Raw genomic sequence first — 13,454 nt, forward strand, 5'->3', positions numbered from 1 at the left:
CTACGGTACCGTAACCTTCCCCGAACGGCATCAGAGCAGGTCGAGCAGGAACGGCAGCTCCTGGGTGGCGTACCAGGCCAGGTCGTGATCCTGGGCGTCACCGACAGTCAGCTCGGCGTCCTCGTCACCGAGGTCGGCGTCATCGATCACCGCCAGCGCCGCGAGCACGGCCGGCTCGGCCGCCGCGGTGTCCACATACGCCGCGACCACGTCGGTGATCGAGACTGGCCCCGCCAGCCGCACCACGGCGGCATCCAGATCGGGGCGGACGGTAGCCCCCTCGACCTCGGCGACCAGTACCGCCCGGCGGGTGGGCAACTTCTCGCCGGCCGGAGCGGCGTCGGCACCACCGAGCAACCGCAGCGAGGCCAGTGCCGCCTCACCGAGTGCGACCTCGGCCAGCTCGTCGTCGTCGCCGTGGGCGTAGGACTCGCGCAACGCCGGAGTCACCGCGAACGCCGTCCCGCTGACCGGAAGCAATGAACCGTCGGCGACCAGTTGGGCCAGCATGGCCAGCGTCGCCGGGATGTAGACCCGCATGTGCCAGACCTTAGCCGCGATCGCTAGCGCAGCGAAGCGGGGCGCAGCCGTTACGCATCGTCCAGCAGCGTGGCGGCGTAGTCGTCCACATAGCGGTAGAGGCTGCGGTCGGGACGCTGGTAAAAGCCGGTGACGACGGGCTTTTTCGGCAGGTTCACGCGTTGGCGCTCCACCTCCCGGTACGGAATCGACCCCAGCAGGTGCGCCATCATGTTCAGCCGCGCGTGGGTCTTCACCTCCGACTCGACCACATACCAGGGGCTGGACGCCGTATCGGTGTGGGACATCATCTCGTCGCGGGCGCGGGAATAGTCCTCCCAGCGACGCAGCGCCTCAAGATCCATCGGCGACAGTTTCCACTGCCGCAGCGGGTCGTTGCGCCGCTTACGGAACCGGCGCAGCTGCTCGGCCTGGGAGACCGAGAACCAGTACTTGCGCAACAGGATTCCGTCGTCGATCAACAGCTGCTCGAAAACCGGTGCCTGCCTGAGGAATTGCGCATGCTCCTCGGGCGTACAGAATCCCATCACCTTCTCCACCCCGGCCCGGTTGTACCAGGACCGGTCGAAGAGCGTGATCTCCCCACGCGCCGGCAAGTGCGCGACGTAGCGCTGGAAGTACCACTCCCCTCGCTCACGCTCGGTGGGGGCGGGAAGCGCCGCGATCCGCACCGTGCGCGGGCTCAGGTATTCGGTGATCCGCTTGATAACGCCGCCCTTGCCGGCAGCGTCGCGACCCTCGAAGATCACCACCACCCGGGTGCCGGTATCGCGGACCCATTCCTGGAGTTTGACGAATTCGCTTTGCAGACGCAGCAATTCCTTCTCATACACATCGTCGGCGAGCCGCCGCCGGGCGGCCTCGAACTCATCGTCGCTCACTGTGCTGCCTCCAGTAGTTCGGCCAACGCCTCATCCAGCAGTGCCGAGACCATTCCTACGTCACTCATCGCCTTGCGGTCGGCATTGACCCCGAAATACAGCGTGCCGTTGTAGGACGTCACCCCGATCGTCAACGCCTTGTTCGGCAGCAGCGGAGGCACGCTGTAGGTCTCGAGCAGCTTCGCGCCGCAGACGTAGAGCTGCCGCTGAGCGCCCGGCGCATTGGTGATCAGCAGGTTGAACACCCGCCCGGAGAACCCGGCGAACGCGGTCGCAACCCGAACACCCATCGCGTGCAGGGTCGGCGGGGCGAAGCCCGCCACGGTCAAGATGGTGCGGGCATCCACCAGCCCGGTCGAGGTGGGATGCGATTCCGTCGCATAGGCGATCTGAGAGAGCCGCACCACCGGATTCGGTTCTCCGACAGGAAGATCCACCAGAAACGGCGTGACAGCGCCGATGGGCTGGCCTGGGGAGTCGAATTCGTGGTCCGGGTACACCGACAACGGCGCCATGGCCCGCACGGTCCGCGTCGATCCGACCGGTTCGCCACGGGACAGCAGCCAGTTCCGCAGCGCTCCGGTGATCACCGCGAGCACCACGTCGTTGATGGCGCAGTCATAGCGGGCCCGCACCGTTCGGTAATCCTCCAGCGAACCGCGAGCCACCGTGAACAAGCGGTTCTGCGACACCTGGGTGTTGAGCGGGCTCTGCGGGGCGGCGCCACGCGCGATGGCGCGGACCGCATCGAACGCTTTGCGGCCCGCCCAGGTCAGCGGGCTGCCGACCGTCGACCCCACCACCTGCAGTTGGGTCCGCGGAGCCGCCACCCAGTCCCCGACCGCACCGAGCACCAACTCCACGGCGCCGGGCTCGTCGCGCGGCACCCAGATGTCTTCGTCGAACGGCGGCGGACGCTGGGTCCGGTCGACCAGGACGTGCCCCATCGCCGGCGCCGCCATGCCGTGGACCAGCGCCTGGTGCGACTTGATGTAGATGGCGATCCGATTGTCGGCCAGCCCCTCGATCAGATAGACCGCCCACAGCGGCCGGGACCGATCCAGCGGTTGTTGGCCCAACCGCGCGATCAGCTCGTGCAGCTGGCGATCGCTGCCGGGGGACGGCACCGCGAGATGCCGTACGTGATAAGTGATGTCGAACTCGTGGTCGTCCACCCACACCGGGCGGGCCAGGCTCATGGCGACTTCGCGGATCTTCTGCCGGTAGCGCGGGATCTGCGGCAACCGCTGCTCGATGGTCTCCAGCAGTTTGTCGTAGCCCAGCCCACCCCGCGGGTTACGCAGAATGAACAGCGACTGCACATACATCGGCGTCGTGGTGTTCTCCAGCCGGTAGAAAGAGGCTTCCGACGCCGATAGCCGGTTCACCATCGTGGCACCCGTCCTCCCTGCTGGCTCGATCCGGCCGGGCACTGCACCAGCCCCGGATCGGAGAAAAACACTGCCGCTCACGGTAGCCCGCCGCCGGGCAGCGCCGCACGCGGATACGCCGCAGCCGCGATTGTGCGATGATCGCCGCAAACGCCCTGCCACTCTCCAGCAGGCCCGCCGCCCGGACCGACCCTGGAGAGTTGCCGTGCCCATCGATCCCACCCCACCACCGCACTCGGCCGTCGCACCGATGCTCGACTACGAACCGCCTGCTCGCCCGACCATGCCGTGCCGGCCCACGCACTCGCCCACCTCCTCGCCGTCGGCCCGGACCCGCCGCGGGCATTCCCCGAGAACACGGGCCGATCGGCCCGCCCGCAACGTGTTACCGGCGGCGCTGCAGTCGGCCGCGGTGTTCGCCGACGCGGCGCTGCGCCGCGTCCTGGAAGTGGTGGACGGGCGCCGGCCGTCGACGCACCTGCATCCGCTACTCGCCGCCGGGCTGGCCGACTCGGTGGTGTCGGCTCGCCTGGCGACGGCGGGCCGGGTCGAGCCGGCCACCCTGCAGCGGGTCCGCGTGCAGTCGGCCGGTTCGGGCGAACCTGCCAGCGCGGTGGAGGTTTTCGGCACCTACCGGCGCGGACGGCGCACGCATGCACTGGCCGGTCGCGTCGAGTCGATCCCCCGGCGCGGCGCCGGCGCAAACAGCACCGCCTGGCAGATCGTCGCCCTGCACATCGGCTGAGGCCAAGCGCCTCAGCTCTTGCGCGGCGCCTTCGGCAACCGGGCCCCCCGGCCTTCGCGGCGGGCCGCTTCGCGACGCTCGCGGCGAGACTGGGGATTGCTGGCTCCCGCGGGTTGCAGGTCACGGGCGCGCCGCACCTGCGCGGAGCCGTCCTCGTCGGGACCCGAATAGGTCAGCCCCGCCGCGCCGTCGGCCCCGTTGGCGCCGTCGGCCCCGTTGGCGCCGTCGATTCCCTTGGCGCGCAACCCGAACTCCGCCAACCCCTCGGGGGCGTCCACCGGCGCCACCGTCTGCTTCGGGACAGCCTCGACGGCGACGTTGAACAGGAAGCCGACCGACTCCTCCTTGAGACCGTCGAGCATGCCGCGGAACATGTCGAAGCCTTCCCGCTGGTATTCGACCAGTGGGTCACGCTGCGCCATTGCCCGCAGACCGATGCCCTCCTTGAGGTAGTCCATCTCATAGAGGTGCTCGCGCCATTTGCGGTCGAGAACGCTCAGCAGCACACCGCGTTCCAGCTCTCGCATGGCGCCGGGCCCGGCGGTTCCGTCGACCTGGGCCTCACGCGCCGCGTAGGCGTTCTCGGCGTCGGCCAGCAGCGCCTCGAGCAGTTCTTCGCGAGTCAGGTCATCGGCCTCGCCGATGTCGTCGGCGTGCAGCAGTTCGTGATAGTCGATCCCGACCGGGTACAGGGTCTTCAGCGCCGTCCACAGCTGCTCGAGGTCCCAGTCCTCCGCATACCCCTCGGCGGTCGCACCGTCGACGTAGGCGGTGATCACGTCGACGAGCATGTCGTGGGCCTGCTCGGCCAGGTTCTCGCCGTCGAGGATGCGGCGACGCTCGGCGTAGATCACCTTGCGCTGCTGGTTCATCACCTCGTCGTACTTGAGGACGTTCTTGCGGATCTCGAAGTTCTGCTGCTCGACCTGGGTCTGGGCGCTCTTGATCGCCCGAGTGACCATCTTGGCCTCGATCGGCACGTCGTCGGGCAGGTTCAGCCGGGTCAGCAACGACTCCAGCGCCGCACCGTTGAACCGTCGCATCAGCTCGTCACCCAACGACAGGTAGAACCGCGACTCGCCCGGGTCACCTTGGCGGCCGGACCGGCCGCGCAGCTGGTTGTCGATACGCCGCGACTCGTGCCGCTCGGTGCCCAGCACGTACAGACCGCCGGCCGCGATCACTTCCTCGGCCTCGGCGGCCGCGACCGCCTTGATCTCACGCAGCGTGGCATCCCAGGCGGCCTCGTACTCGTCCGGAGTCTCCACCGGGTCCAGACCCTGGCTGCGCAGCCGCTGGTCGGCCAGGAAGTCGACGTTGCCGCCCAGCACGATGTCGGTGCCGCGGCCGGCCATGTTGGTCGCCACGGTGATCGCACCGCGCCGGCCCGCCTCGGCGATGATGTGCGCCTCGCGCTCATGCTGCTTGGCGTTGAGCACGTTGTGCGGGACCCGCCGCTTGGTCAGCTGCTTGGACAGGTACTCCGAGCGCTCCACGCTGGTGGTGCCGATCAGCACCGGCTGGCCCTTCTCGTAGCGCTCGGCGACATCGTCGACGACCGCGAGGAACTTGGCCTCCTCGGTCTTGTAGATGAGGTCGATCTGGTCGAGGCGCGCCATCGGCTTGTTGGTCGGGATCGGCACCACGCCCAGCTTGTAAATCTCGTGCAGCTCGGCGGCTTCGGTCTCGGCGGTGCCGGTCATGCCGGCGAGCTTGTCGTAGAGCCGGAAGTAGTTCTGCAGGGTGATGGTGGCCAGGGTCTGGTTCTCGGCCTTGATCTCCACCCGCTCCTTGGCCTCGATGGCCTGGTGCATGCCCTCGTTGTAACGCCGGCCCACCAGCACGCGGCCGGTGAACTCGTCGACGATGAAGACCTCGCCGTTGCGGACGATGTAGTCCTTGTCCCGGTTGAACAGCTCCTTGGCCTTCAGGGCGTTGTTGAGGTAGCTGACCAGCGGCGAGTTGGCGGCCTCGTAGAGGTTCTCGATGCCGAGCTGGTCCTCGACGAACTCCACCCCGAGCTCGTGCACGCCGATGGTGCGCTTGCGCAGGTCCACCTCGTAGTGGACGTCCTTCTCCATCAACGGCACGATCCGGGCGAACTCGGAGTACCAGTTGGAGCTGCCGTCGGCCGGCCCGGAGATGATCAGCGGGGTGCGGGCCTCGTCGATCAGGATGGAGTCGACCTCGTCGACGATGGCGAAGTTGTGCGGGCGCTGCACCAGCTGTTCCAGCGCATGCGCCATGTTGTCGCGCAGGTAGTCGAAGCCGAACTCGTTGTTGGTCCCGTAGGTGACGTCGGCGTTGTAGGCGACGCGCCGCTCGTCCGGGCTCATCTGCGACAAGATCACCCCGACCTCCAGGCCGAGGAACCGGTGCACGCGGCCCATCCACTCGCTGTCGCGCTTGGCCAGGTAGTCGTTGACGGTGACGACGTGCACGCCTTTGCCGGCGATCGCGTTGAGGTAGGCCGGCAGCACACAGGTCAGGGTCTTGCCCTCACCGGTCTTCATCTCGGCGACGTTGCCGTAGTGCAGGGCGGCGCCACCCATCAGCTGCACGTGGAACGGCCGCTGGCTCAGCACCCGCCAGGCCGCCTCACGGGCCACCGCGAATGCCTCGGGCAGCAGGTCGTCAAGGGATTCACCGTCGGCGTGCCGCTGGCGGAACTCATCGGTCTTGGCCCGCAGCTCCGCGTCGGTGAGCGCTTCGACGTCCCCGGACAGGGTGTCGATGTAGTCCGCGACCTTCCGGAGCCGTTTGACCATGCGGCCTTCACCAAAACGCAGCAACTTGGACAGCACGGCTATGTCCCCTACTCAGTCTTCGGCATTACGAGCGTCACCCATGGTAGGTGACACCGTTGCCAGGGGCGGCAATGCGCCGCCAACGCAGCTTCTGAAGGCCGTGGCCTCAGACCAACCGGATCAAGCCGTAGTCGTAGGCGTGCCGACGGTAGACCACCGACGGTTGGTCGGTCTCCTTGTCCTGGAACAGGAAGAAATCATGGCCGACGAGCTCCATCTCATAGAGCGCGTCGTCGACCGACATGGGCGTGGCGGCGTGTTCCTTGGTGCGCACGATCTGGCCGGGCTCGTGCTCGTGGCCCCCACCGTGCCCGGCCGCCTCGCGGTGGTCGGGTTCGGCGGTGCCGTCCCGGTCAAAGGCGGCGGCCAGGAACTCCGGGTCCAAATGGGTGGCACCGGTGGCCTCAGCCACCGACACGGGAGTCTTGTCACCGTAGGAGACGTTGCGGCGGCCCTTGTCGCGGCGCAACCGGCTCTCCAGTCGGTCGATCGCGGCCTCGAACGCGGCATAGAAACTGTCGGCGCGCGCTTCACCGCGGACCACCGGGCCGCGGCCGTGCGCGGTGATGTCGATCTGCTGGCAGGATTTTCGCTGGCGTCGGTTGTTGGCGTGCTTGAGCTCGACGTCGAACAGGCGGATCGAGCGGTCCAACCGCTCTACGCGGGCCAGCTTCTGCGCGACGTAAACCCGGAAATGGTCTGGAATCTCGACATTACGACCCTTGACCACGATCTCCGCACCCGACTGATCGGGCCGCTCGTCCACATCGACCGACGGCGCGCTGGTTTCCACAAATTGATTTGCCATGCTCGACACTCTCCTGTCGTCTCGACCACGTACTGCTGAGGTTCTACGGTTCGGTGGACCCCATGCTGACGACCGTAGCCATGCGGCCGGATACGTGCCACCGGTTTGGGGCAGCCATTTGACACCCGTCTCATACCGAAGCGATCACAAGCGCGGCAGATACCGGCATTCGGGCGCGACGTAGCACCCGCACGGACTCGGCCAGGGTGGCCCCGGTGGTCACGACGTCGTCGACGACCAGGACATCGCCCGCTCCGGAGAGATCCGACAGCCCACGCCGACGCAGCAGTACTCGACCGGCGATGTTGCGTTCCCGAGCGCCGCTGCCCAGGCCGACCGAGTCACGGGTCAGCTCCCGCATCCGCAAGGCCGGCACGACCGTCACGCCGCACTGGTGACCTGCCACCGACGCCGCGATCCGCGCGATCGGATCGCCTCCGCGCCGTCGGGCGGCGCTGCGGCGGGTGGGCGCCGGGATGATCGTCAGCGGCAGGTCCACCATCTGCCAGCACAGCAGCCGCTGCAGCGCTACCCCCAACGCCGATGCCAGCGGAGCGATGAGGTCGCTGCGTCCCCGTTCCTTGACCGCGACGATCGCCTGCCGGCGGGCACCGGCGTAACGGCCCAGTGCGAACACCGGTACCTGCGGATCCAGCCGCGGGGTGATCACCCGTGGTTCGTCCGGCCCGACGGCCAGCTGCGCGGCGCAGACGGCGCACCACCGGCTCCCGGGTGCACCGCAGCCCCCGCACTGCAGGGGAAGCACCGCGTCAAGCACACATCGATGCTGGCCCCGGGGTGTGACAAGTGGGGCCAAGCCGGGCCTAATCCCCGGCCAGGTCGGCCGACAGGTCGGCCACCGCCAGGCCCTCGGGCGCCTGGACCTCCACGATCGGCTCGGGGCGATCGTCGAACTCCAGGCGCAGCGCACGGCAGATGGTGGCGTGCATGTCATACATGCAGGTGATGTAGGTCAGCTCCATGATTTCGCGGTCGGACAGGTGCGCCTGCAGCACCGCGAAGATCGCGTCGGGCACCCGCCCGCCGTCGTAGACCAGGGCATCGGTGTAGGCCAGCACCGCCCGCTCGATCCCCGAGAAGACGTCGCTGACCTGCCAGGACGGCAACGCGGCGATCTTCTCCTCCGACATGCCCAGCGAACGCATCTGTTTGCAGTGCTGGGAGAAGACGAACTGGCTGCCGCGCGCATAGCCGGCACGGGCCTGGCCGAGCTCGCGCAGCAGCGGGTCCAGCGAGGCGTTGCGATACAGGGCGAATCCGCGCACGGCGTGGGAGAACACCTGTGGTGCCTGGGCGAACACCGTCCACCAGTCCCCCGGCGTGCCGTGGATGGTGCGGTGGCCGCCGGGGCCGGCCGGAGCGGCGGGGTCTACGTCGGCCCCGAACAGCCGGTCGTAGAAGAACAAGATCTGCTCGTCGGTCACTTCGGCGCGCGGGATCTCGCGGAGTCGGGGCATGGCGGTGTCCTTTCCGGCCCGCAAACGGGCCGCTACTACGGCATGTCGTACTTTGGTGTCAAGGGGCATTTAGTCCACAGAGAAACTAACGCCAGACCCCAAATTCGTGAGGGCACTAACAGTTTCGCGAATTTTCATCCTCGATACTGTTAGCGTCCCCGTCCATGAGCACCGATGTGACACAAGTGGGCACGCCCGCCGGCAAATCCGGCCGTGCCGAGGCACTGATCGGCAAGGGTTGGGCACAGGGCGTGGCCCTGGTCATGATCTTCGGTTTCCTGGTGATGGGCATCCTGGCCTACCGCACCTACACGGCGTCGATGCCGATGCCCGACAGGGTTGTCACCGAATCCGGCCAGGAGCTGTTCTCCGGTGCCGACATCACCCGCGGCCAGCAGCTGTATCAGGCCCGCGGCCTCATGCAGTACGGCTCGGTGCTGGGCCACGGCGCCTATCTGGGGCCCGACTACACCGCCGAATATCTGCGGCTGGCCACCGAAGACGTCGCCGATCAGTTCAAGGCACAGGGCGTGGCGAACCCGCATGACGACGTGGTCGCCGAGTTCCGGACCAACCGCTACAACGCCGACACCAAGACCTTGGTGTTCACCGACAAGCAGGTCCGGGCGTTCAACGACATCGAGAAGCACTACGCCGACTACTTCGGCGAAGCCTCCACCAAGTACGGCCTGCTGCCGCACATGATCACCGACCCCGGCGAGATCCGGGACCTGACCTCGTTCTTCGCCTGGACCGCGTGGGCCGCGGCCGCGGATCGGCCCGGCCACAACTACAGCTACACCAACAACTGGCCCTCGGAGCCGCGCGTCGACAACGGCCCGACCGGGTCGGTCGTGGTGTGGTCGGTGCTGTCGCTGATCATGCTGCTCGGCGGCATCGGAGTCATGTTCACCGTCTACGGCCGCTGGAGCCAGAACATCGGCTGGCACGGCACCGAGATGACCAAGCTGGAGTTCCGCCAGCCCGGCGAGGTGCCGCTGACCCGCTCGCAGCGTGCCGCGATCTGGATCTTCGCCGTCGTCGCAGTGCTGTTCCTGGCCCAGGTCCTGCTCGGCGGGGCCGTCGAGCACTATCGCGCCGATCTGTCGGAGTTCTACGGGATCGACCTGGCGAAGATCCTCCCCTACAACCTGGCCCGGACCTGGCACCTGCAGCTGTCGCTGTTCTGGACCGCGGCGGCGTTCCTGGCCGGCGGGATCTTCTTGGTGCCGTTCATCACCCGCCGCGAACCCAGTAAGCAGTCGGTACTGGTCTACGGACTGCTCGGCGCGCTGGCGGTGGTGGTCTTCGGTTCCCTGACGTTCGAGGCACTCTCGATCTTCGGGGTGATCAAGCCGGGCACCGTGTTCTCTCAGCAGTGGGAGTTCCTGGACCTGCCGCGGTTGTTCCAGGTGCTGCTGATCGTCGGCCTGTTCTTGTGGATCGTCATCATCTGGCGCGGCATGCGCGCGAAGCTGGCGACCACCTCGAAGATGAACCTGCCCTGGATGTTCTTCTTCACCGGGCTGGCCATTCCGACGTTCTACGCGGCCAGCCTGCTGGCCGGCAGTGAGGCACACTTCTCGGTCGCCGATTTCTGGCGGTTCTGGATGGTGCACCTGTGGGTGGAGGACTTCCTGGAGCTGTTCACCACCGCGATGGTGGCCTACATGTTCGTCCAGCTCGGGGTGGTGCGCGAACGCGTCGCGCTGCTGGTCATCTTCCTCGACATCATCCTGTACTCCGCCGGCGGCGTGATCGGCACCATGCACCACCTGTACTTCTCCGGCACCCCGGTGGAGCACATGGCGATGGGCGCCTTCTTCTCGGCCGCCGAGGTCATCCCGCTGACCTTCCTGACCGTGGAAGCCTGGGCCTTCCTGCAGCTGGGCGCTCGCCAGGAGGCCGGCGGCGAGAACAACTTCCCGGCTCGCTGGGCGGTGATGTTCCTGGTCGCCGTCGGGTTCTGGAACTTCCTGGGCGCAGGCATCTTCGGGTTCCTGATCAACCTGCCGGTGGTGTCCTACTACGAGATCGGCACGGCGCTGACCGCCAACCACGCCCACGCGGCGATGTTCGGGGTCTACGGCATGCTCGCGGTGGCACTGGCGATGTTCGCCTTCCGGTACGTGATCCCGGCGGATAAGTGGCCGAACAAGCTGGCCCGAATCTCCTTCTGGAGCATGAACATCGGCCTGGCGTGGATGGTCTTCGTCACGCTGCTGCCGCTGGGTGTGCTGCAGTTGTTCCACTCGGTCAACGCCGGCTACTTCGAGGCACGCTCACTGGGGTACATCACCAAGCCCGGCAACGCGCTGCTGGAATGGATGCGACTGCCCGGCGACGCGATCCTGATCGTCGGCGGCGTGCTGCCCTTCGTCTGGATCGCGTGGATCGCGCTGCGCAACTTCCGCTCCGGCGAGACGGTCGACGAGTTGCCGGAGCACCCGCTCTACACCGAGGTCGCCGCGGATTCCGCGGCCGCGAGCAAGGACTGAGCATGAGCGGGCCGGCGACATGGGTATGGCTGGTTGCCGGCTACGCGCTGCTGCTGCTCTCGTTCGCCTGGGGTTTCGACCACATGGCCAAGCGGACCTCCGAGCGCGCCGCCCAGTGGCGCACCGGCAAGTTCGTCTACCACGAAGACCATGACGCGTGGAAATGCCCGGAGGATCAGTGGCTCTGGCCGAAGTCCTTCGACCCGGAGAATCGGGTGATGCGGTACCGGGCGACGCCATCGATCTGCAACTCGTGCCCGGTCAAGGACACCTGCACCACGTCCAGCCACGGCCGGGAGATCACCCGGGCGGTCGACCCCTGGCCGCACTCCGAGACGGGCCGCTTCCACCGTGGCATCGCTTGTGCGGTAGCAGGTTTCGGGATCGTGCTGCCGGCGGCCACGTTGTTCGTGAACCACTCTTCCGCCGACGTGTTGGTGTTGGCGGCGACGATCCTGGTGGTGGGCGCCGGTAGCATTCCCCTGCTGCGGCACCTGTGGAACACCCCGAGCAACGCCCCGGACGACCGGCCACACCGATCCGTGGCCGAAGAGCAGGCTTTGAAGGTCGAAGCCGCGATCGACCGGTACTCCACCCGGTGGGGCGGCTTTTCCGACGATGCATCGACCAGGAGGCAGCAGCTCAAGTGAGCGAAGGTCTGATCACCGTACTGGCGCTGGCCATCGTCGCACTGGCCGTGCTGGCATATTTCGCGCTGAACGTGGTACGCGAGTACGAACGCGGCGTGGTGTTCCGGATGGGTCATGCGCGCCCGCTCTATCAACCCGGACTGAAGTTTTTGTTCCCCTTGGTGGACAAGATGATTCGGGTTGATCAGCGGGTGGTGACCCTGACCATTCCCCCGCAGGAGGTGATCACCCGTGACAATGTTCCGGCCCGGGTGAACGCCGTGGTGATGTTCCAGGTCACCGACCCGCTCAAGGCGATCATGGAGGTGGAGAACTACGCCGTGGCCACCTCGCAGATCGCCCAGACCACGCTGCGTTCCCTGTTGGGGCGCGCGGATCTGGACACGTTGCTGGCGCACCGCGACGATCTCAACGCCGACCTGCGCACGATCATCGACAAGCAGACCGAGCCGTGGGGCGTGCAGGTGCGGGTGGTCGAGATCAAGGACGTGGAGATCCCCGAGTCGATGCAACGGGCGATGGCCCGCGAGGCCGAGGCCGAACGCGAGCGCCGGGCGAAGGTGATCAACGCCCGCGGCGAGCTACAGGCTTCCGAGGAACTCAGCCAGGCTGCCGAGCGGCTCTCGCAGAACCCGGCCTCGCTGCAACTGCGTTACCTGCAAACCCTGTTGGAACTCGGGGCCGACCAGAACTCCACCGTGGTCTTCCCGCTGCCGGTGGACATCATCACCCCGTTCCTGGGCGGCGCGGCCGAGGCGCTGCGCGCCGCCAAGCGGAACACGTAGCAGACCGGCGTACGCCGCGACATCAACTAACGCGCCACCATCCCGCCGTCGGCATGGATGGTCTGGCCGGTGATGTAGCTGCCCGCATCGGACACGAGAAGCAGTACCGGACCGACCATTTCGTCGGGCTCGGCAATGCGCTGTTGCAGCGTGGAAGCCCGCAACGCCGCGATGAACTCCGGCGGGTTGTTGCGCACCATGTCCGTGTTCACCGGCCCGGGGGCGATCGCGTTGACCCGGATCCGCGACGACGCCAGCTCAGCCGCCATGGAGCGGGTGAAGGACACCAGTGCGGCCTTGGCAGCCGAGTACATCGCCGTCGCCGGTGAATAGATGAAGGCGCCGGCCGACACCACGTTCACGATTGCGGCATGCTCGCTCTTGCGAAGATGCGGCAACGCCGCCTGAACCAGGAAAACCGGTCCCTGCAGATTGACCGCGAAAGACTTGCTCAACGCCTCCGGGGTGATCTCGGCCAACGGCAGCGCGAGCGCATTGGCAGCGTTGTTGATGACGATGTCCACCCCGCCGAACCGCTCGACCGTGGCGTCGACCAGATGCTGGATCGCATCGACATCACCGAGGTGGGTGGGCACACCGATGGCTTCGGCGCCGGCCTCTCGCAGTTGCTCCGCGGCACGCTCACAAGCCTCGCTCTTGCGGCTGGCCACCGCCACGTTGGCGCCGGCAGCGGCCAGTCCGTGCGCGAGCGACAACCCGATACCACGAGTGCCGCCTGTCACGATCGCGGTGCGTCCGGTCAGGTCGAACAACGCGTTGAGGACGGGCCTGTCCATTGGAATCTCCTCTGTCTTGGCCGAAGCGCATGAAGCGTAATTCACGTCCGACGAGCGCCCCTCCGGCGGTTCGG

Annotated in this window: 12 protein-coding genes; 4 read left to right on the forward strand and 8 right to left on the reverse strand. The window is 67.2% G+C overall.

Annotated features, from left to right (window positions below; genetic code table 11):
* Positions 1-30: 30 nt before the first annotated feature.
* Genes K3U94_RS16865 through K3U94_RS16875 form a run of 3 tightly spaced genes read right to left on the reverse strand, consistent with a single transcriptional unit; the run spans position 31 to position 2,812 of the window.
* The gene (locus K3U94_RS16865; protein WP_047318828.1) at positions 31-540 is read right to left on the reverse strand and encodes a DUF6912 family protein; all 510 of its coding nucleotides are present in this window, start codon (positions 538-540) and stop codon (positions 31-33) included.
* A 50-nt stretch (positions 541-590) separates the two neighbouring features.
* Positions 591-1,421, reverse strand: coding sequence for a polyphosphate kinase 2 (ppk2, locus tag K3U94_RS16870; RefSeq protein ID WP_047318827.1), 831 nt, complete (start codon positions 1,419-1,421; stop codon positions 591-593).
* Positions 1,418-2,812 (reverse strand): WS/DGAT/MGAT family O-acyltransferase, encoded by a 1,395-nt coding sequence (locus K3U94_RS16875; protein ID WP_220694455.1) that lies wholly within the window; start codon positions 2,810-2,812, stop codon positions 1,418-1,420. The genes ppk2 and K3U94_RS16875 overlap by 4 nt, the downstream gene beginning before the upstream one ends.
* A 205-nt stretch (positions 2,813-3,017) precedes the next feature.
* On the opposite strand from K3U94_RS16875, the gene K3U94_RS16880 reads away from it, so the two are divergent.
* Entirely contained in the window at positions 3,018-3,557 is a 540-nt protein-coding gene (locus K3U94_RS16880; RefSeq protein ID WP_230987179.1) for an Rv3235 family protein, read from the forward strand.
* Positions 3,558-3,568: 11 nt separating this feature from the next.
* On the opposite strand, the gene secA is transcribed toward K3U94_RS16880, so the two are convergent.
* The 4 genes from secA to K3U94_RS16900 all read right to left on the reverse strand — a co-directional run bounded on the left by secA (position 3,569) and on the right by K3U94_RS16900 (position 8,650).
* Positions 3,569-6,361 carry a preprotein translocase subunit SecA gene (gene secA / locus K3U94_RS16885; protein WP_220694456.1) on the reverse strand — a complete coding sequence of 931 codons (2,793 nt, stop codon included), beginning with the start codon at positions 6,359-6,361 and terminating at the stop codon, positions 3,569-3,571.
* A 109-nt stretch (positions 6,362-6,470) separates the two neighbouring features.
* Positions 6,471-7,172: a ribosome hibernation-promoting factor, HPF/YfiA family gene (gene hpf / locus K3U94_RS16890; RefSeq protein ID WP_220694457.1), complete on the reverse strand. Its 702-nt coding sequence runs from the start codon at positions 7,170-7,172 to the stop codon at positions 6,471-6,473.
* Between the two features lie 130 nt (positions 7,173-7,302).
* Positions 7,303-7,950: a ComF family protein gene (locus tag K3U94_RS16895; protein ID WP_220694458.1), complete on the reverse strand. Its 648-nt coding sequence runs from the start codon at positions 7,948-7,950 to the stop codon at positions 7,303-7,305.
* A gap of 46 nt (positions 7,951-7,996) precedes the next feature.
* Positions 7,997-8,650, reverse strand: a complete 654-nt coding sequence (locus K3U94_RS16900; protein ID WP_220694459.1) for a carboxymuconolactone decarboxylase family protein — start codon at positions 8,648-8,650, stop codon at positions 7,997-7,999.
* Positions 8,651-8,814: 164 nt separating this feature from the next.
* On the opposite strand from K3U94_RS16900, the gene K3U94_RS16905 reads away from it, so the two are divergent.
* The 3 genes from K3U94_RS16905 to K3U94_RS16915 are packed head-to-tail and all read left to right on the forward strand — an operon-like array spanning position 8,815 to position 12,583.
* Entirely contained in the window at positions 8,815-11,148 is a 2,334-nt protein-coding gene (locus K3U94_RS16905; RefSeq protein ID WP_220694460.1) for a nitric-oxide reductase large subunit, read from the forward strand.
* Between the two features lie 2 nt (positions 11,149-11,150).
* Positions 11,151-11,798: a hypothetical protein gene (locus K3U94_RS16910; RefSeq protein ID WP_220694461.1), complete on the forward strand. Its 648-nt coding sequence runs from the start codon at positions 11,151-11,153 to the stop codon at positions 11,796-11,798.
* Positions 11,799-11,806: 8 nt separating this feature from the next.
* Entirely contained in the window at positions 11,807-12,583 is a 777-nt protein-coding gene (locus K3U94_RS16915) for a slipin family protein (RefSeq protein WP_396872779.1), read from the forward strand.
* Positions 12,584-12,609: 26 nt separating this feature from the next.
* Here the strand turns inward: K3U94_RS16915 and K3U94_RS16920 are convergent, their stop codons facing one another.
* Positions 12,610-13,380: an SDR family NAD(P)-dependent oxidoreductase gene (locus tag K3U94_RS16920; protein ID WP_047318820.1), complete on the reverse strand. Its 771-nt coding sequence runs from the start codon at positions 13,378-13,380 to the stop codon at positions 12,610-12,612.
* Positions 13,381-13,454 lie beyond the last annotated feature (74 nt).

This window comes from Mycolicibacter heraklionensis (assembly GCF_019645815.1).
Classification (GTDB): Bacteria; Actinomycetota; Actinomycetes; order Mycobacteriales; family Mycobacteriaceae; genus Mycobacterium; species Mycobacterium heraklionense.